At 45.5% G+C, this 19703-nt stretch carries 17 protein-coding genes and 2 pseudogenes; 7 read left to right on the top strand and 12 right to left on the bottom strand.

Annotation, left to right across the window (positions count from 1 at the left end; all coding sequences use genetic code 11):
* Window positions 1–63 precede the first annotated feature (63 nt).
* A complete protein-coding gene (locus AK966_RS06960) occupies window positions 64–612 on the bottom strand; it encodes a GNAT family N-acetyltransferase (protein WP_099077887.1) in 549 nt (182 codons plus the stop codon).
* Window positions 613–883: 271 nt separating this feature from the next.
* Here AK966_RS06960 and AK966_RS06955 point away from each other — a divergent pair, with 271 nt between their 5' ends.
* The 4 genes and pseudogenes from AK966_RS06955 to AK966_RS06940 all read left to right on the top strand — a co-directional run bounded on the left by AK966_RS06955 (window position 884) and on the right by AK966_RS06940 (window position 5584).
* Complete coding sequence (locus AK966_RS06955) at window positions 884–2008, top strand: fatty acid desaturase (protein WP_119463791.1); 1125 nt, start codon at window positions 884–886, stop codon at window positions 2006–2008.
* A gap of 26 nt (window positions 2009–2034) precedes the next feature.
* Window positions 2035–2179 (top strand): annotated as a pseudogene (locus AK966_RS06950) (transposase); the annotation flags it as partial.
* Window positions 2180–2620: 441 nt separating this feature from the next.
* Window positions 2621–3853 (top strand): OFA family MFS transporter, encoded by a 1233-nt coding sequence (locus AK966_RS06945; protein ID WP_099077889.1) that lies wholly within the window; start codon window positions 2621–2623, stop codon window positions 3851–3853.
* A 96-nt stretch (window positions 3854–3949) separates the two neighbouring features.
* On the top strand, window positions 3950–5584 hold the full coding sequence (locus AK966_RS06940) for a VRR-NUC domain-containing protein (RefSeq protein WP_119463790.1): 1635 nt from the start codon (window positions 3950–3952) through the stop codon (window positions 5582–5584).
* Window positions 5585–5586: 2 nt separating this feature from the next.
* Here the strand turns inward: AK966_RS06940 and AK966_RS06935 are convergent, their stop codons facing one another.
* Both AK966_RS06935 and AK966_RS06930 read right to left on the bottom strand, forming a co-directional pair.
* Window positions 5587–6639, bottom strand: a complete 1053-nt coding sequence (locus tag AK966_RS06935; RefSeq protein WP_099077891.1) for a tetratricopeptide repeat protein — start codon at window positions 6637–6639, stop codon at window positions 5587–5589.
* Window positions 6640–6649: 10 nt separating this feature from the next.
* Window positions 6650–7972, bottom strand: coding sequence for an anaerobic sulfatase maturase (locus AK966_RS06930; RefSeq protein WP_099077892.1), 1323 nt, complete (start codon window positions 7970–7972; stop codon window positions 6650–6652).
* A 176-nt stretch (window positions 7973–8148) separates the two neighbouring features.
* On the opposite strand from AK966_RS06930, the gene AK966_RS06925 reads away from it, so the two are divergent.
* The 3 genes from AK966_RS06925 to AK966_RS06915 all read left to right on the top strand — a co-directional run bounded on the left by AK966_RS06925 (window position 8149) and on the right by AK966_RS06915 (window position 11169).
* Window positions 8149–8937: an SUMF1/EgtB/PvdO family nonheme iron enzyme gene (locus tag AK966_RS06925; protein ID WP_119463789.1), complete on the top strand. Its 789-nt coding sequence runs from the start codon at window positions 8149–8151 to the stop codon at window positions 8935–8937.
* A 39-nt stretch (window positions 8938–8976) separates the two neighbouring features.
* On the top strand, window positions 8977–10674 hold the full coding sequence (locus tag AK966_RS06920) for an alkaline phosphatase family protein (RefSeq protein ID WP_119463788.1): 1698 nt from the start codon (window positions 8977–8979) through the stop codon (window positions 10672–10674).
* Window positions 10675–10833: 159 nt separating this feature from the next.
* Window positions 10834–11169, top strand: a complete 336-nt coding sequence (locus AK966_RS06915; protein WP_099077929.1) for a YgiW/YdeI family stress tolerance OB fold protein — start codon at window positions 10834–10836, stop codon at window positions 11167–11169.
* A gap of 56 nt (window positions 11170–11225) precedes the next feature.
* On the opposite strand, the pseudogene AK966_RS20100 reads toward AK966_RS06915, so the two are convergent.
* From AK966_RS20100 to AK966_RS06870, 9 genes and pseudogenes are all read right to left on the bottom strand, one after another.
* Window positions 11226–11387, bottom strand: a pseudogene (locus tag AK966_RS20100) (lipid kinase YegS); the annotation flags it as partial.
* Between the two features lie 52 nt (window positions 11388–11439).
* Window positions 11440–12342 (bottom strand): LysR family transcriptional regulator, encoded by a 903-nt coding sequence (locus AK966_RS06905; protein ID WP_119463787.1) that lies wholly within the window; start codon window positions 12340–12342, stop codon window positions 11440–11442.
* A 138-nt stretch (window positions 12343–12480) separates the two neighbouring features.
* Entirely contained in the window at window positions 12481–12906 is a 426-nt protein-coding gene (locus AK966_RS06900; protein ID WP_099077896.1) for a bifunctional diaminohydroxyphosphoribosylaminopyrimidine deaminase/5-amino-6-(5-phosphoribosylamino)uracil reductase RibD, read from the bottom strand.
* A 134-nt stretch (window positions 12907–13040) separates the two neighbouring features.
* Window positions 13041–14360, bottom strand: a complete 1320-nt coding sequence (locus tag AK966_RS06895; RefSeq protein WP_119463786.1) for a BatD family protein — start codon at window positions 14358–14360, stop codon at window positions 13041–13043.
* Entirely contained in the window at window positions 14357–16108 is a 1752-nt protein-coding gene (locus AK966_RS06890; protein WP_119463785.1) for a VWA domain-containing protein, read from the bottom strand. The genes AK966_RS06895 and AK966_RS06890 overlap by 4 nt, the downstream gene beginning before the upstream one ends.
* Window positions 16101–17192: a VWA domain-containing protein gene (locus AK966_RS06885; protein ID WP_119463784.1), complete on the bottom strand. Its 1092-nt coding sequence runs from the start codon at window positions 17190–17192 to the stop codon at window positions 16101–16103. The genes AK966_RS06890 and AK966_RS06885 overlap by 8 nt, the downstream gene beginning before the upstream one ends.
* A complete protein-coding gene (locus AK966_RS06880) occupies window positions 17185–17736 on the bottom strand; it encodes a DUF4381 domain-containing protein (RefSeq protein ID WP_119463783.1) in 552 nt (183 codons plus the stop codon). Before AK966_RS06880 ends, AK966_RS06885 begins: the two co-directional genes overlap by 8 nt.
* Window positions 17737–18699, bottom strand: coding sequence for a DUF58 domain-containing protein (locus AK966_RS06875; RefSeq protein ID WP_099077901.1), 963 nt, complete (start codon window positions 18697–18699; stop codon window positions 17737–17739).
* A gap of 12 nt (window positions 18700–18711) precedes the next feature.
* The gene (locus tag AK966_RS06870; RefSeq protein ID WP_099077902.1) at window positions 18712–19695 is read right to left on the bottom strand and encodes a MoxR family ATPase; all 984 of its coding nucleotides are present in this window, start codon (window positions 19693–19695) and stop codon (window positions 18712–18714) included.
* Between the last annotated feature and the right edge of the window lie 8 nt (window positions 19696–19703).

The raw sequence follows: 19703 nt of genomic DNA, 5'->3' as shown, positions 1-19703 counted from the left end.
TTCTATCAATTGTAAAAAAGCGCGAAACTTCGCGCTTTTTTTGTTTGTCGCCACGTACAGTTTCTATGAATAGATGACATGCCTTTCGATACTACTAACTAACGATTGTGCATTCGACCAACGGAAGACTTTCTCCAACACTTCATTTCCACCTGGTGCTTTCCAACTACGTTCTTGGCCTTCTTGGCCACCGATATGCTGGTAAAATTCAACTGCTTGTTCATTTTGAGACACGACTTCAAGGTACAGTCCACTATCCTTAAAGTACTGCTGCTGCCACTCTGCTACGGCTAGTAACAATTGTGTACCAATACCTCGTCCACGATAGCTGTCATCAACATGTAATGCTTCAATAAAACTGCCGCGTTCGAAATCGTGATTCCCAAACACACAAACAAAACCTAGAAGCAGGCCTCCTTCTTCAGCTAATACAATGTGCTGATTAAAGGGTGGATTAGTCAACCGAGTTTGCCAAATCAGTAATTTATCATCGATAGCTTCGCTTTCAAGATAGCCGTCACTTAGAATCCCACGATAATGACACTTCCAACTCTGCACGTGAAGATGAGCAATGCGTTCATAATCCTTATATTCCGCTAATCGTAACTCCATTACGTATTCCTATATTCTTACTTTTCTTGCCTTTACACTCTGCTATGACATATTTAACCAGCTTATCGATTAATTATTGGTAGATATTATGTGCTCATAGCAACAACTCACCTTTTAATACTACTCATAATTCATTTAAAAGCAAAATATCCCAACCACAATGCTAGTTTGACCTCACAAGAAATGTAACCACATGTTAACTTTACTTTGACTTACAAGTGTACGCTGATATTCTGGCGAACAGTTGTTAGCTCAAAGTCGGATGCACACTGTGAAAAAAAACAAACCACCACTCATTTGGTTGAATGTATTCATCTTTTCTGCCAGTTTCTTTCTCTCCTTTACAATTCTCCCGTGGTACGCATACCATTTTGGGCTGGGTTGGACTCACCTCATTTGGGGAATTATTGCGTTTAGCTTTACCAATTTATCCATTACTGCCGGTTATCATCGCTTATGGAGCCATAAAGCATATGAAGCACATCCGATTTTACGTTTCATATTTGCCATTGGCGGCGCATTTTCACTACAAAACAGCGCAATACATTGGTCTTCTGATCACCGCGTACATCACAAGCATGTCGACAATAATGATAAAGACCCTTATTCAGCAAAACGTGGGATCTGGTTTTCTCACATCGGTTGGATGCTTCGTGACTACAACAAATCAAAAGAAAACGAATACACAAACTGCCGCGACTTAAAACGCGACAAGATCGTGACATGGCAGCACAAGTATTATGTTCCTTTGGCCATCGCGACCAATATTGGATTCCCTTTGGTGCTTGGCCTTATCTACGGTGACATTTTAGGCATGTTTTTGATCGTCGGTGCCGCTCGTCTTTTTCTGAGCCATCACACAACCTTCTTTATTAACTCGTTCGCACATGTTTGGGGCAAACAAACCTTTACCGATAAAAACACCGCTCGTGATAACGGCATTTTAGCCTTCTTCACCTTTGGTGAGGGCTACCATAATTTCCATCATATCTTCGAGAATGATTACCGTAACGGCGTGTACTGGTGGCATTACGACCCGACGAAATGGCTGATCAAATCCTGCTCGTGGTTAGGACTTACGTCAAAGCTCCGTACTACTTCGACATTCCGAATCGAAAAAGCGCGGGCTACGCAATTATTAAAGAAAGCGAATGAAAAGCTAGAAGCTAAGCCAAATAGTCAGTCGATTCGCGATCAATTACAGTGTGAATTTGATGCCCTGGTGCATCACATGCAAGAGTACTACGAAGTTCGTAAAGAAGTGTTTGGGGAGAAGGCTGCTACAGTAGTCAAGAAATACGAACATTCCGTTTCTAAGCTGAAATACGAGCAGATTAAGGAAGAGTTTGAACGCCAACAACGCAGTTGGGAGCTCTTAGTTCGTCGCTATGCATAACGTGTAACTTTTATTAATGAACCCTCGAGACTCAAATACAACTCTGCATCGTACATATGGTGCGAAACTCGGTGAAATACGTCCCTTGGAAGAACTACAAATCGGTGACAGCTGATCTAAAGAAAATCTTATCAATCTGTCACCGAAGATGAGCCGCTGTTGGCTTTAAAATTGAATTATTACAACCGGTTAACATTATCCTGTTTATAAACTCTTTAGATCCTGCATTTACAAAAAACAGTCTCTATTTTTGCCACTTTTATTACACGGCATTAACACTTAAATGTTTTGACACTTTTTGCTTAAACTGTGAGCCAAACATTCACAGTCAGCTACCAACCTTGTTTCACTTAGGATCTCACTACCAAACCAAAGCACCTTTACGCCGATTTAACATTTTCTTCATACATAAAACCCACTCATAACAAACATTTTTAATGTTTCAAATTATTTTTATTTAACAGGGTAAAAAGAGATTCCAATCACACATTTATTGGTTATAATCCGCGCTCATTGCGTTATGTGTTGAAAAACGCAAACTTATTTTGATTAACCCTATCTTTAAACCAACCCCTCTTTGCTGTCTGCCAAGAGGTATTACTGAGAACAAAAATGAGCAAGATTGATAAAGCTATGCGCATCCTGTTAGCAGGATTCTGTATCAACCTTTGTCTTGGCATCCTGTATGCTTGGAGTGTATTCAACAAAGCACTAGTGACTGAGTCAGGCTGGAGCGCGGCAGAAGCATCTGCACCTTACGCAACTGCTACTATCACTTTCTCTATCTGTCTTCTTGTTGCAGGTATTCTTCAAGACCGTATGGGTCCACGCTTGATCCTTATCCTAGGTACTGTTCTAACAGGTCTAGGCATGATCGCGTCTAGTTTTGTTAACTCACCACTAATGCTGAACATCACTTTCGGTGTGATTACTGGTGCAGGTATCGGTTTTGGTTACGCGTGTCTTTCTCCTTCTGCAATGAAGTGGTTCCACGCATCTAAGAAAGGTATGGTTAACGGCATCATCGCAGCAGGTTTCGGCCTTGCAGCTATCTACCTTGCGCCTTTGACTTCTGCACTGATCGACGGTATGGGCATCCAAACAAGCTTCCTAGTTCTTGGTGTTGGTATCCTTGCTATCGCTGTTCCTCTAGCAGCAACGATCAACAACCCACCAGCAGATTACACGCCAGCTGAACCTAAAGTAAAAGAAGGCCAAGCGCCTAAGGTTGTGAAAAAGTCTGACGACCTAACTTGGAAAGCAATGCTTAAAACGCCACAGTTCTACTCTCTATGGATCATGTACGCGTTCGCAGCTTCTGTTGGTCTAATGATCATCGGTAACATCACGACTATCGCAAGTGTTCAAGCGAACCTACCAAACGCGGTTTACCTAGCGTCTATCCTTGCGGTATTTAACTCTGGCGGTCGTGTAGCAGCAGGTATGCTTGCAGACAAGATCGGTGGCGTACGTACTCTTCTTCTAGCGTTCGTTCTACAGGGCATCAACATGGTTCTGTTCGCAACGTTCCAAACTGAGTTCACGCTGATCATCGGTACAGCAATCGCAGCAGTAGGTTACGGTACGCTTCTAGCGGTATTCCCTACTCTAACAGCTGAGTTCTACGGTCTGAAGAACTACGGTACTAACTACGGCGTGCTATACACAGCATGGGGTATCGGTGGTGCAATCGGTGCTGCTGTTGTTGGTTTCTCAATGACTAACGGTGACGGCTACAGTCTTGCTTACACTATCTCAGCAGTAATGATGGCGGTGTGTATCGTGCTAGCGTTCATCACTAAGCCACTGACTGAAGCGAAAGTAGCACAGCTGAAAAACGCATAATCAGCTTAAAAGTTCTGCAGACCTTAATAGAGTTGCAGAAATTGATTCGAAAAAGGCTTAACCTAAGGGTTAAGCCTTTTTTTATGTCGGTCGGTTATGGAAAACAGTGTCGAGCTCGCTCCTGATTATTATTTAGATAACTTCTTCAAACTCATCCAACACGCAACGCAATGGTACGGCGATTTATTGACTTCAGACGAGCATCAGTGGTTGTCAGCCTTTGAGCAATTAAGCAAATCTGCTCAGTGTCTTCTGGTTCGTTTATACAGCCGTAAAGGGTGTTGGTTTCGTAGCGACAAACTAAACTATCAAGAAATCGAAAATATCCAGTCTGCTTTAGATGAATTGGCAGCTCATGATTTTGTGTCGCCCTCCCCTGACCTAACAATACAAGAATTAGCTGCAAATCTACTAACCAAGCCAGAGATCGTAATGCTCTACCCTCAGCACCCTAAATCCCTCAAGAAAGAGGCATTAGTGGCGTGCTTAAGTGAAGAGAGTTTTGATCAATTTGAGGCTCTGGATTTCACGGTGATTCAACTTAACTCGTCACACATGATTGATGTTTTGCTGACGCTGTTTTTCGCCAATACCCATCAAGACCTCAGCCAATTTGTACTAGACGATTTAGGCTTACACCAGTTCGAACAATACCAGTTAAGTAAAGCCCGTCGATTCTTTGAGAGCAGAGAGCAAATCGATCGCCTTATCGCGCTCGGCCAGCTCTCCAATCTCTATTGGCAGTGCGATAGAAAGCAAAAAGCCAACCTCGATATGCTTATCACAGAAATGCCAGAGCGCGTTGAGCATGATTACGTTGACCGTAAACGTGAGCACATGATTAACGACATTGCTCGAGATTACGAACGCTTAAACGAGCTTGAGACTGCGATTTCATTGTTTAAGACAACGACACTCGCCCCAAGCCGAGAACGTCGTGCTCGCATCTACGACAAGCTAGAACAAAACAATTTATTTAGTGACATTGTCACTGATATGCTAGTTTACCCTCTTGATGCCTCCGAGCTTGAAGTGGCACAAAAGCTCGAACAACGCTTAAAGCGTAAACAAGGCTTAAAAGCCCCAAGAGCAACTAAACCTAAGTGCCGTGAATATCACATCGAGTTGGATCTATCCCAGCAACGTGTCGAACTAGCAACCAAAGTACATTTCGAAAGTTTAGGTTGGACCGTTTTCTACTCCGAGAATACCCTACTCAACAGCTTGTTGGGCTTAACCTTGTGGGATGCGATATTTGCACCAATAGAAGGCGCATTCATCAACGCTTATCAACATCGACCTTTGGATTTGTATCACGCAGATTTTACCGATAAGAGAAAGCAACTTATCGGTAACATTCTTGAGCAAGTTCAACAAGGCAACACGCAGGCGTTGTTTGATACCTACAGAAACAAGGTTGGGATCAGTAATCCCTTCGTCAGCTGGACGCACGTCAGTGAAGAGTTATTAACCCTAGCACTTAAACACATCCCTAATAAACTGTTGGTCGAGCTGTTTAACGTGCAGTTAAGCGACCTGAAACTCTACCGAAACGGCATGCCGGACTTAATTGCATTTAAAGATGGGAAGTTTGAATGGATAGAAGTGAAAGGTCCGGGCGATAAACTTCAAGATAACCAATGGCGTTGGATCAAGGAGTTCAATCGCCTCAATGTGCCGTTTTCAGTGTGTTATGTAACGGCACAAGATTTAGAACGAGCATCGAAATAGTCTTAGCTGCTCACTTTGGCGTTCTTCTGCCCTTTCTTCTCTTTAAGTTGATCAATCACGTAGCTTGGTGCGACTTTCTTTAACTCGTCCAAGCACTCATCCGTTTTTAGGTTATCGTAACGAACGTAGATATCACACACCGCGTAGAGCTGCTCTGGCGCGCCAGAAATCAAATACGCTTGCTCAAATGACTTCACTGATTTGCCTAAGTTGTAGTCTTCTTGCAGTACACCATTGAGATACCAGAAGTAGCTGTTGTCTTTCGCCATGTTGGCTGCTTTCTCGATTTCTGATGCAGCGTTCTCCTTGTCATCCAAACGCACAAGCGTCAGTGCTTTCGAGTAATGCAGAGAAGCGTTATCCGGATGCAGTTTTATTGCCGTATCTAACGTATTTACGGCTTCAGCGTCGCGTTGCTGCGCTCGGTAGTTGTCCGCTAAACTCAACCAAATTTGCAGGTTATCTGGTGCTTGAGTGATCAAAGCTTGGTATAGCTTATCGGCCTTTTCCCACTCATAGTGCCAACGGTATACATCCGCCAACAGCAGTTTCGAGTCATTATCTTGCTTGGCTTGTAGAAAACTGATCAGCTCAGAGATAGGCGCTGCTAATGCTTGTTGTTGCTTGCTGCTCACATTAGAAAAATCTCTCACCAAATTAGTTGCCGCGGTGATACGAACCATGGGCTCAGAATCACTTAAAAGCGGCTCAATCATGCGCCAACGGTGCTCAATGTTGTACGGTTCAGCACCCACAACAGCCGCTTTACGAATCGCAGGATCTTGATCTTGAAGACTCCGCGCTACAGCCACCAACGCATTTTGGCTTGGATAGTTAGCTAATTCATGCAGGGCTTGAATACGATTTTCTGTTGGTTGTTTGATGTCTTGGGCTTGATAAGACAGCTTTGCAACCACTTGTTGTGGCGACATCTGAGCAGAATTCACTTCCTGATCATTAGCCACACTTGCGTCAGAAACTTGGTCTTGCGCCACAACAGAATTGCTTACGGTTAATCCGAATGCGATTGCCAATAACGTTTTTGAGAATGTCATATCAATCCCCTTAAAATTTAGTGTCGAACACAGGACGCTTCGCCGCTTGCTGGCGTAACACCGCATCACTGTATTTGCCATGTGCGACGGGGTTACCCGTTACACGAAGAATGTATGCCATTGCCTTATCAGCATGAGAGAAGAACTTTTTCCAACCTGCGCACAAATAGTTCAAACCCGGCTCGCCATCTTTAGTGCGAATAAAACGGTTTTTCGGACACTCGCCGTAACAAGCGAACTGATATTCGCATTGTTGACACTGCTTGGTCAGAGTGCGCGTTTTTGCAAAACCAAACTTTTGCTGCTCTGGGCTATACGCTAAGTCATCAAGCTTTTCATGATGAATATTGCCAATCTTGTATTCAGGGTAAACGTAGTGGTCACAGGCAAATACATCGCCATTTGGCTCCATTGCCAAGCCCTTCCCGCAAATCTCGCCTAGCGTACAAAGCGGGTTCTTTCGCCCCATCCAAGTTTCTACGCTCGCTTCAAAATATTGAACAAAGACTTTGCCAATATCGTGCTGAATCCACTCATCAAAAATCGCGATAAGGAAGTTACCCCATGCCTCATCAGCCACGCACCAAGGCTCAACGACTGAATCTTTATGCCCGGGGGTCAGGCGCTTGTCCCCCTGCTTTAACTGCTCTTGTGGTTGCCATGTTTGCGGCGCAGTCGTGCGGAAAGTTTTCTGTTCCACAATGGGAATAAACTGCATTTGTGGTGATCGCACTTCATCACGCAGGAATCGGTACACCTCAAGTGGATTACGGCTGGTCAGGTTGTTTATACAGGTCAGTGTTGCGAACTTCACTTCATGCTTGTGTAGCAACTCAACAGCCTTCATCACTTGGTTAAACGTTCCACGACCTGCGCGGTTGGTTCGGTAGGCATTGTGCATCATTTCTGGCCCGTCGATACTCAGCCCGACTAAGAAATTGTTCGCTTTGAGAAATGCACACCAATCGTCATTAAGCAATGTACCATTGGTTTGTAAGTCGTTAGAAATGATCACGCCTTCAGGCTTGTACTTGGTTTGAAATTCGACAATTTTCTGAAAGTACTCCAAACCCAACATTGTTGGTTCACCTCCCTGCCATGAGAAGATGATTTCCGGTGTATTCTGCCCTTCAATGTACTGACGAATGTAGGTTTCCAGTGTTTCTTCATCCATCACTGGCGTGCAGCCTTTTTTGTACTCAAGTAAATCCTGTTTGCTGAGGTAGTAGCAGTAAGTGCAATCAATGTTACATGCCGCCCCGATAGGCTTTGCCATGACATGTAAACGCTTAGACGCTTTACCATTGAATTGAGGACCTTGAGTAATATGCATAAGTCACCTTTTCGTGAGTAGAATTTCGCTGAATCTGACTATAGTAGTGCCATTCCCATCTTGATTACTCAATCATAAATCTCATTAATGACTGTGGCTTGTTATACCATTTATAACCTTTTTTCATAACGATCTTTGCTAATCTATTCCGTGACTTTTTTGGCGAGAAACTATTGATGAAATCATTTAAAAGCAAATCGTTATCTGCACTTTCCATTCTATCATTCAGTGTATTAATGAGTGGTTGTGCGACTCAATCACCTCACCCTATCGCGCTCGATATTAATCAAGACATGGTGTTGGTTGAAGGCGGTTCATTTATCATGGGATCAAACAGCGACTCCGCCAAGAAGGCAGAAACTCCGGCACGCGAAGTCACCGTAAACGGCTTCTACATCTCCAAATTTGAAGTCACTCAAGCGTTGTTTGAATCGGTCATGGGCTCTTCGATGAGTTATTTCCAAGGCGCAGACATTCCGGTTAATAACTTGAGTTGGCAACAGGCGAACTACTTCGTCGAGAAGTTGAACGAACTTACTGGTGAGCGCTACCGCTTACCAACAGAAGCTGAATGGGAGTTTGCTGCAAAAGGCGGAAATAAGAGCCAAGGTTTTACTTACGCAGGCTCAAACAACATTGCTGATGTTGCTTGGTACGCCGACAACTCAAAGAACCAAGCGCACCCTGTGGGTCAAAAGCAACCTAACGAACTTGGTCTTTATGACATGACGGGTAACGTCGGTGAGTTCGTTATCGACGCTTACGACGACACCTTCTACCGCTTCGGTCCAACCGATAACCCAAATAACGCAAAAGATGAAAAAACAGGTTTGGCGCACAAGTCAGTTCGAGGCGGCAGTTTTGCCTATCACTCTGATGAATCAGAGAATTTCCGTCGAGACTTCGCCAGCCAGTCTATAATTATGTCGGACATGGGGCTTCGACTCGCCAAAGATTCGCAATAACCAGTTCTTATCCCGAACCAAAAATAAGAAGGATGAAATATGAAGTCAGTCTGGCTAGCAAGTGCCACACTTTTATGCTTGGTTACACCGGTTTCTTTTGCTGCAGAGCAATCTAAACCGAACCTTATTCTTCAAATCACCGTTGACGGATTGCGCGCAGATCTGCTCGAACGCTATAAACATAATTTTGGTGATGATGGATTTCGATACCTCATGGAACAAGGGGTCTACTATACCAATGCCAACTACCAGCATGGAAATACCGAAACGATTGTTGGACATGTTTCCCTGGCAACAGGCGCCCCGCCAGCTGTACATGGTATGGTAGGAAATGTTTGGTATGACAGAGCAAAAGAACGCTTGGTTTATAACGTAGAAGATGAAAACTACACCATGTTGACCAGTGGTGCAGGGGTAGATAAATCGACCGAAATAGACCCAACACAAAAAACGGCACAAAAGGATGGGCGTTCACCTGCCCCCATTCTCACCACGACATTTAGTGATGAACTGGCAATGGCCAGCAATGGTAAATCGAAAATCTTCTCAGTTTCAGTAAAAGATCGTGGTGCGATCTCTCTTGGTGGTCATTCCGGTAAGGCATTTTGGTTCTCTAAAGCGACTTCAGAATTTGCCACAAGTGATTACTATTACGATAAATATCCAAACTGGGTGATGCGCTGGAACGAAAAAAAGATTCCGAATCAATACTCCGGACAGCGCTGGGAGCTATCACTTCCTCGTGAGCAATACACTTTGAAAGAGATTGGTGAAGACTATAAAGTTGATCTTGCTGGTTTCGCTCGAACTTTCCCCCACCCGTATGGTCCGTCGAGCTTTAAGTACTATTCGACCATGTTAACACTCAGCCCGGCAGGCGACGAAATCACTGCAGACTTCGCTCAAACCTTACTTAAACAAGAACAGCTAGGCAAAGGCAAATTCACCGATTATCTGGCAGTGAGCTTCTCTTCAAATGACTATGTTATCCACATGTACGGCTCAAATAGCTTAGAAACCGAAGACAACTTGATTCGTTTGGACAAAACGTTAGCCAATTTATTTAAGTCTGTCGATCAGGAGGTTGGTTTAGAGAACACTCTGATTGTGCTTTCGGCAGACCATGGTGTTCCAGAAGCCTCTCCCGTAGCCAACAAACTTGGTTTACGACAAGCAAAATACTTCGATGTAAATACACTGCTATCCCAAGGCTTAGAACAAAGACTAAAAACCGAGTTTGGTTTGGATAAAGAAGTAATTCGCCTCTACGCTCAGCCTTATATCTATCTCAACCATGAACTCATCGCAGAGAAAAAGATCGACCTCGATGCCGTACAATCGGTAATTGCTGATGAAGTGTCAAAAGTAGAAGGGGTAGCTTATGCGGTAACAAGTGCTGATGTTCAACATAACCGCATTCAAAACACTCGTGTAATGAAATTGGTTGAAAACAACTATCACCCTCAGCGTTCCGGGGATGTCTATGTGATCTTTGGGCCTCGTTCATATATCAATGATATGGATGGGCTTACCATAGCTTCAACTCATGGCTCACCATGGCGTTACGACACGCATGTGCCTGTACTCTTTGCTGGGTTTGATATTAAAGCGAAGAAAACCGCTCGCCCTATTACTCCATACGACATCGCTCCTACACTATCCAACAAGCTCGGTATCACCCAACCAAGCGGAGCAACCGGGGATGTACTAAGAGAAATCGTTCAGTCAACCCACTAAAATTCAGGCTATTAAAGCTCCCCAACACGGGGAGTTTTTATTAGTTTTCTCAATTTGTCCTCGATTTTTCACGATTGCTTCACGGCTCTACGCTCAAAATGCCTCTCATCAACTCCAAGAGGTAATAATTAAATGAACAAATCAGCCCTAGCAGCAAGCTTGAACAAACTGATTCTTGCGTCCATGCTTACCCTACTTTCAGGCTCAGCATTGGCCGCTTTTAATGGCCCAGAAACCGCTGCAATTAGCTCAGTGAAAGAAGCACAAAACGCGTCAGATGATAGTTTTGTTCTTTTGACAGGCAATATTGTGCAATCCTTGGGTAACGAAACTTACCTGTTTAAAGATGATACTGGTGCAATCGAAGTTGAAATCGACAACGAAGACTGGAAGGGGCAAGAAGTCTCCCCACAAGATAAAGTCGTCATCCGTGGTGAAGTCGATTCAGAGTGGACAACATCACAAATCGATGCTGATACCGTTCAAAAACTGTAATAGAGATATCTATTAAACAAAAGCCACCACATATTTGGTGGCTTTTCTGTATGAGGTTAATGTACCGCTAAGCAAGAGCAGTTTGGAGGAAGAAACAAACGTATGCGCTTTGGTTGAACCTCAAAGCGGATCTTATTGGAACGATACGGTTCACCATCTAGATTCAACAGCAATGTTTTGGGGAAATTAATTTCCAACCAACTTGCCTGAGTATACTCCCGCTTTCTTACCGTCTTGAATAGTGCGTATTGTCTTCATACCGGCTCCCGTTTAATTAATCGCTTTACCTACTAGCTTGATTTGCGTTCTTAACCATTGATGAGCACTTTCATTGTGACGGCTAGAGTGCCAAATCGCGCAAAGATCATGAATTTTGTCACTGAAAGGAAGCGGCACCGCTTTAATATTATACGTTTTAGAGAAGTGCTTGATGGTGGAAAATGGTAGCATGGCGATATAGTCACTATCGTGTATCACAGGTAACATTTCCATCGCCCCGGACGCTCGATAAACGATGTTACGTTTCGCTAGATCTTCGATATCTTCTTCACTCATCAGGCTCTTACGTGCATGCCAACGCGAGACTACCACATGCTCTTCTGCCAAGAATTGCTCGACAGAACAGGTGTCATGAATGCGAGGATGGTCCGCACTGCACACCACCATAAGACGCTCAGAAAACACTGGTTCCACTTTCAATACCGTTCGTCCTCGCGGTGCCATATCAATGATCAAGTCGTACCTTTGCAAACGCAGATCACTTTCATAATCTTCGGTAAATAAGGGGTGTACTTCCAACCCAATATTTGGTGCTATCTTGCGGATTCGACGCAGAAGTTGAGGCATAAACTCATAGCTCGCCAGCGAGACGCAAGCAATCGAAAAAATACGATTAGACACTTTAGGATCGAAGCTACTAGAAGCGGATAAAGTAGACGTGAAGTTTTTCAGTGCTGCGACCATCGCCGGATAGATATCTATGGCAAAACTGGTTGGCTCTACGCCCGATGTGCTGCGGTGAAACAGTGGTTCGTCATAGATATCACGCAAACGAGCAAGTGCTTTGCTCACAGCTGGCTGGCTAATATCAAGACGAGCAGCCGCCTTAGATAGGTTCTGCTCTTCGTAAATCGCCACAAAAATCGGGATGAGGTTTAAGTCGGTGCTCTTCATTTTGTTCACATAAAACAGGAGATGAGACTATTTTAGCTAACAGTTTGATCTTTAACGACTCAGAACACCGGATTTGAGCGTCAATGCATGTTTTCGTGAGAATTGACCTTATAATGACGAGAAGTGTGTCAAAACAACTCAGGATTTTCCTAAGTAAGGGGTTAAAAATGCGCTCACCTCTTCAACACACAAGCCGACTTCCACCTCAACACCTCCTTCTTGGAGGATATCGATACCACGACCAGCGTTACGAGGATCTGGATCCAGCATCGCTACGACCACTTTTTTAATTCCGTAAGTGACCAAGGTTTTAGCACAAGCTGGCGTACGACCAACAAATGAGCACGGCTCCAATGTCACATACGCCGTCACTTCACTCATATCACCAACATAAGCATTTAGTGCTTCGACTTCTGCATGGTTACCGCCAATGGCTTGCGTATGCCCTTCTGATACGATTTGACCATCTTTGACAAGTACGCAGCCGACGGGTGGATTTGGTTGACAAGCAGGAAGCGCATTACGTGATACTTCCAACGCACGCAGCATAAATTTTTCATTCATTGGCTAGGATTCTCAATTTAAAAAATTTTGATAGTCGATTCTAGCGCTAGCATGCTTGCGCTTCCATACAAAGATTGACAAATGACTTCACGTTGTAAAATGCAGAGAGCTGAGCTGATTCTTCTTACTAGTGTTTATCTAGCCTGTGTTGACTTCCTACTTCGCTGCTCATCCAATTGCGGTAGCGTTTTGGGTATCCCCCACTTGAAGCGTTTAGACTTAAATGCTTGTATCGCTCTCCACAATGCGTTCATCAAGCTTGCGTCCTCCTGTCCCTCTTGCAATCGCTGAGAACGCTTCTGCCAAACGTCAGAGCTACTTGCTTTACTCATTTCGAGCTTGCCTGTGTTACTCCTCAACTGCTTATACAAGCTTGCTCGAGCTGCGCCCCATCGTTTCGCTTTCACCATTTTTCTGAACACCAACCATGGCGGCGAAGGACGAGAACGATAATAACGGTGAATGCTCAAGGCGGCGATAACGAGAACCAATAGCGTCGCTGCGCTGCCAATCAACCAGCCAGAATAAGCTCTAACAAACGATTGAAATGTATGCTTGGCTTTGAAGTTCTTACCCTCAATTACCACCGTTTCCAGCTGTTTATTCTTGCTATTCCACCATTGGAACTTGTGTTCAGGCAAGGTGAACTCACCGCCCTGTTGGATAACGTACACGCTTTCTTCAATGCGACTCGATTGGTAATCGCCACGTGTTTGCTTATCATCTAAGCGGTTTGGTTGAGGGTATGCTTGATAACTGGCGGTTGAATCATTGGATAACAAGTCTGGAAGTAGCACAGATAAGCTGTCTTGTGCATTGATCGTAATGGTGCGAGTGATCGCATCTCCGACTTTCAGTTCATCGTTAGACGTTGTCCATTTCTGATCCACACTCACTTTCGTCGCGGTAAACCATGCAGACTCATCACTGAGCAAGCCAGAAGGTATAGACGCTCCGAACTTAATTGGCGGTGTATAAAGCGTACCAGCCACTTTCGAACCATCCGGCGCAGAAACTTGCACACCTACAGCGACAGGTGGAATCACGAATTGCCCTGATACTTGCGGATACAAGGTAACTTCCCAGCGCTGCCGAGACCACGTTTGCCCCCCTTTGCGCTCAGTATAGTTGGTCGCTAATTGGTTACGCTGCTTCGCAATCACGTTGGGGACTTCTACGCTGCCAATGCGTGTACCACCTGTGAACCAGCGAGGCGTTGCGACTTCGATGTACAAAATCACCTGTTCATTCACGCTGAACTTAGGCGCTTCTTTCGTATCTGCATCTACACCCTGCTTGCCAACCCACGCTAACAGCTCAACGTTATTGCTGCGCTGCAAGTCTTGAATATCTTGTGCGTTCACCAAACCAGTAAAAAACAAAGCGAACATCATCAATATAGTGCTCAGACGCCCAATCATAGAGTCAGCGCCAAGTTTGAATACATTCATCATTGTGCTTGCTCCTCTTCTTGTTGTAGTTGCGGTTGTGGCTTCGGCTCCGTTTTCACAGGCTCACGCAGTTGAATTTGGAATTTAGCGCGCAAGAAGTACTTAGGATCGGCCTCTACGCGTTTTAACCACTTATCGGCCAGTTCTTGACTGCCGAGGATTTCGTTCGCATTGAGCTTCTCTTTCAGCATTAATTCAGCGGCGGTTTTTTCGTCCGCTCCATCTGCCGTTTGCGGGTTGTCACCCAGTTCAAACGACTCTTCGGGTCCATCTGTTGTCCCTGCTTGACTTTCACTGGTGCGGTTAATCTCTTCAACAATGCTGCCGATGACTTTTAGGTTATGTTCAACGTATGGTCGCAATTGCTCGCTCAAGGTGTCTTTGTCTGCCAGTGTTTGCAACAAATTACGCGCCGCCAGGTATTCACGTTGACGCGCCAACGCACTCGCAGCGTTGTACAAGCCATAGTCTTTTACCGCATCTGATGGATCGTTTTGCATCTCCAAGAAAGCCGTATGAGCCAGTTTGTATTCGCCTGCGTAGTAATAAGCCGTCCCTTTTCGCAACGGCTCCGTAAAGTGCTTTGCTGCCTCAAGGTATTCATTTTTGTTGAACAGGCGCTGACCTTGCTGATTTGGCGTGAGCCACAGATTCCACCACCATTGAGACGCTTTATCCCAAACCGTGACCTCTTGCACCACTTCAGACTTATCCGCTTTGAGCGAGACGGTTTCCGCCATTGCTTTTGGCGTCATAAACAAAGACGTTGACACCATCGCGACAACACACCATTGCACTAGCCACCCTTTGCGGAACCAAAGCATCATGATGAGAGCAATTGGGAACAACAGTTGATAGCCCATGTCTTTCCAAGGCATTGATGATTCGCCATTGAGTTGCATGTTTCGCTCAACAAAGCGATTCAGCTTCTCTATGTCACTATTGTCTACCGTCACTTCAACAAGGCGTCCTCCTGTCGCATTGGCAAGATTGTTCAACGAATCCAAATTGACAGGGTTATCAGAAACAATGCTCGAGTTACCCGCGGCCAAGATCAATAATTGATACGGCTTGTCTGCAAAGTAGTGTTTGTAAGCGATGATGGTTGCAGGATTAACCCCATCCGTGACCAACAGAACCGTAGAGCCCGGTTGACCTTGTAATTGTTGGTCAATCAAAGGCAGCGCCGTTTCAGCAAGTTTACCTTCAACCGGCATGATTTCTGGTGTTATCGCCGCAAGAAACGGTTCGAATACTTTACTGTCTTGCGTCACAGGCATCGCTACATGTGCAGAGCCCGCATAGACAACCAACCCAGTGCTGCCGCCTTTTCTTGCTGCCAAGAGGTCGCGGATCTTTTGCTTAGAGCGTTCCAAACGGCTTGGCGGAAGGTCTTTTTGCAACATCGAATCGTTGTTATCCAACACCACCAGCATGGAGGCTTTATCCTCGCCAAATGGAGAAGCTTGGCGCTCCCACGAAGGTCCTGCACAGATGATGATGGCAATCGCCACTATCACCATAAGTAGCTTGAGCGGCAGTTGCTTTCGCCAACCATAGTCGCCAATCGTAAGGGCTTTACGTAAGTGCTCTGGAAGAATGTCTTTCCAGCTTGGTTTGGATTCTTCTCGCCATCTTAACCAAAGCAAAAGAAACATTGGGATGAACGCCAATAGCCACATTGGACGAATGAAATGGAACTGTGTGAAAAACTGTTCAAGACCCATACTAGAGAAAGGAGAATCAAACATGGCGCTCTCCTTTTCCGTTTTCTGCTTGTGTAGAAGCTTCACTGGTTACTGATAGTCGACGACGCTTAAATGTCGCCAACGTGAACGCGGTTAAGTACATCGCAACGACCAAAGCCATTAAATAATGATGCAAGCTTTGCTTCGGACGGTACGTGGTGCTTTCATAAAGCTGTGGCTCCAACTTACCAATCTCATCATAGGCTTGAGCAAGTTCGTCACGGTTCAACGCTTCAAACGCCGACCCACCGGACTCTTTCGCAATGCGTTTTATAGTACCCATATCGAGTGCGGTTTCACCCACCGTTTGTGGATCACCCATGGCAATCACGTGGATACGTATATCTTTAGCTTTCGCGACTTTCGCAGCATCAATCGGCTCCACGAAACTTCCCGTGTCATTGCCATCCGTTAGCACAATGGCGACTTTCTCTTTGCTCTCTTCTACGTCGGTACGTGACTGTTCGCTTTGCTCAAACACTTTAATCGCCAAGCCAATTGCATCACCTAAGTGAGTGCTTGGCCCTGCCATCGCCACATCCGTCTGGTTAAGGAGCGCTAACCACACTTTTTGATCGGGCGTGAATGGGGTTTGCACAAATGCCGCATCGCCAAACAAAATCAGACCTAAACGGTCGCCTTTGCGCGTTTTAGCAAAGTCGCTCAACACTTCTTTGGCTGCATCAAGGCGAGTGATCTTTTCTCCGGTTTTGGAAGTAAAATCTTGCTCTGCCATTGAGCCAGACAAATCGACCACAACCATGACATCACGCCCTAAGCTTTCACGCACCTGTGGCTCGCCAAGTACTGTCGGCTTTGCCATTGCGGTCACGACCAAAAGCCAAGAAATAATCAGCGTCGCGCGCTGCCACCAGTTCGGAGTCAGTTGGCTTGCACCTTCTGATGGCGTTTCACCGATGGCATCCACGAGCTGACTAAAGAAAGGCACTTTGATGGCCATTTGCTTAGTGCGGTAAGCAGGTACGACGAAATACACCACTAAAGGCAGCGGCAAGATGATGAACCACAGCGGATGTTCAAACTCAAAACGGCTCATGCCAAGCCATGAAGCAAGAAGATCACCCATGGCGACCTCCTTTTAACGCGCGCGCTTTGTAGGCAAGCGTGCGCTTCTCAATGTTGTGAGCGTTCTCGTCGTGCTCTGTCACCCACTTAGTGGCGCGCTCAATCAGTTGTAAACGCTCTTTTTTTTCCAGTTCAACACTTGGGTCAACGATGCTTTGCAGCCATAGCTTGGAGACTTCGTCATCAAACATTTTATGCTTGGGATTAAGCGCATCTAACTTGCGTAGAAACGCCGTATCAAACAAGCGAGCAGTACGGCTATCGAGATGAATCAATACCATTTTCAAAATCGAGAACAGTGCTTTGGGCATACTCGCGTCATCTGGATTCAAGCGAGAAATGGCTTCAATAGCTTCTTTACGGTAGCGGTTATCCCACCAATGGTGCACCAGTCGATAGCCCAGATACATAAGTACAATCGCACCAATGACGGCAAGGATCTTCCAACCAATGGTTTGTGGTACCCAACTTACGCTTTCTGGCACCGCGACGTCATGCAGCTCACGCAGAATATACGTGCTTGGAGGCGTGTGTAAGTCTGTCATTTATCGACCTCCAACGAGTTTTTGGAATTGGGTAATGTGGTCACCTGATGTATCGATTTCGATGTGAGGGAGCTTTTTGATTGCCATTAACTGAGCCAGTGATTGACGTTTTAACTGCGCTTTCTCAACCAAGCTAGCACTGGCTGCATCGACTTTGGCTTTACTGTCTAAGTTGAGCTGGTAACGGCCGTCACCAATCACCCATTTCACTTTCGCTAAATCTTGAGGAAGCGACTGCTCTAACGGATCGCTCACCATCACCGCAAGCAGATCGTTGTGTTGTTGAAGTTGCTTGAGATGATCAAGGTGGTGTTCTTCACAATCGCGCCAATCACTGATGAAAATCAGCGTGGATTGTTTTAGCTTCATGCGTTTGATGAGTTCAATCCATTTACTGAACGTTACTTTGTCTGAATCCAACGAGTCCGCATTCAAGCGCTGGTTGGCTTGAGAGAGTCGTTTCAGTTGAGCGAGTAGATCGTTTTGCGAACGCTGGGCTTTGCTGTGGTATAGAGCAGCGTCAGATGCGATAACAAATCCAACCCGGTCACCGTCTTTCAATACTCGCCAGCCGCACATAGCCGCGACTTCCGCAGCGACTACGGATTTCATGACCTCGGTAGAGGCGAAAAACATCGCACTGCGCTGATCAACACATACAATCACATTGCGGTCTTTCTCTTCGGTGTAACTGCGCACATGAGGCTTGCCTGTGCGCATGGTGACTTTCCAATCTAGGTTTCGAATGTCGTCCCCTAGTTGGTAATGACGTAGTTCTTCAAAGTTCAAGCCACGCCCACGAAATAATGAGTTATGACGACCAGAAAGTACACTGCCCGCTTTTAGATGAGGCAGTAAACTGAAGGATTCGGCTTGCGCTTGTAAACGTACTAAGCGGGAGTAATCGCAATACAAGCGAGGGTCGAGCCCTTGGGATTTAGGAGCAAGCGTTGGCTTTGCCATCGTCCCTCCTATTTATCCGATTTCTACACAATCAAGCAGCTCTTGCACCACACGTTGGTGATCGACACCATCAGCAAGTGCATCGTAAGAAAGTGAGAAGCGATGTCCCAGCACCGATGGCACCATTGCACGCACATCATCAGGCGTTACATAGTCACGCCCTTGTAACCACGCATAAGCACGAGCACATTTGTCTAACGAAATTGATGCTCGAGGACTTGAGCCAATTTCAATCCATTTTTGCAGCTGAGAATCTGCGTAACGCTCTGGTTTACGTGTCGCCATGACAAGTGCCACGATGTAGCTCTCTACCAAATCAGAGACTATGATGTTCGGTAACTGACGTCGAGCTTCAATCACAAGCTCTGGCTCAATGTGTTTTGGCGTGACCAATTCGCTGCTGGTTTCTGAACCCAACTCTTCGCTACGAACAAGACGAATGATGTCACGTTCCGCTTCATCTTCTGGATAGTCGACGGTCACTTTCATAATAAAGCGGTCCATCTGCGCTTCTGGCAGTGGGTAAGTACCCTCTTGTTCAACTGGGTTTTGCGTTGCAAGCACCATGAACAACTCAGGCAATACATGCGTCTTATCACCTACCGTAATCGTACCTTCTGCCATGGCTTCTAGCAGTGCGGCTTGTACTTTTGCTGGAGCACGGTTCACCTCATCCGCCAATACAATGCTGTTGAAGATTGGACCCGGTTGGAAGTGAAGCTGTGGCTTACCATCTAACTCTTGGTACACTTCGGTGCCCGTTACGTCTGAAGGTAATAAGTCGGGAGTAAACTGAATACGACCAAAGCTGGTGTTAAGTAGGTTGGCAAGCGACTTCACTGAGCGGGTTTTCGCCGTACCCGGTAAGCCTTCTAGCAAAACATGACCATTGGTCAACAGGCCTACAACTAACGCCTGAACCACATGACTTTGACCGATAACACTCTGTTCTGTTTGTCTAATGAGCTCATTGATTGCCTGCTGTGCATGGTTCATAAGGTTTC

The sequence above is a fragment of the Vibrio sp. PID23_8 genome, assembly GCF_003584965.1.
Taxonomy (GTDB): domain Bacteria; phylum Pseudomonadota; class Gammaproteobacteria; order Enterobacterales; family Vibrionaceae; genus Vibrio.
Note: the sequence above shows the minus strand (reverse complement) of the source record. Positions and strands in the feature narration are given on the sequence as shown.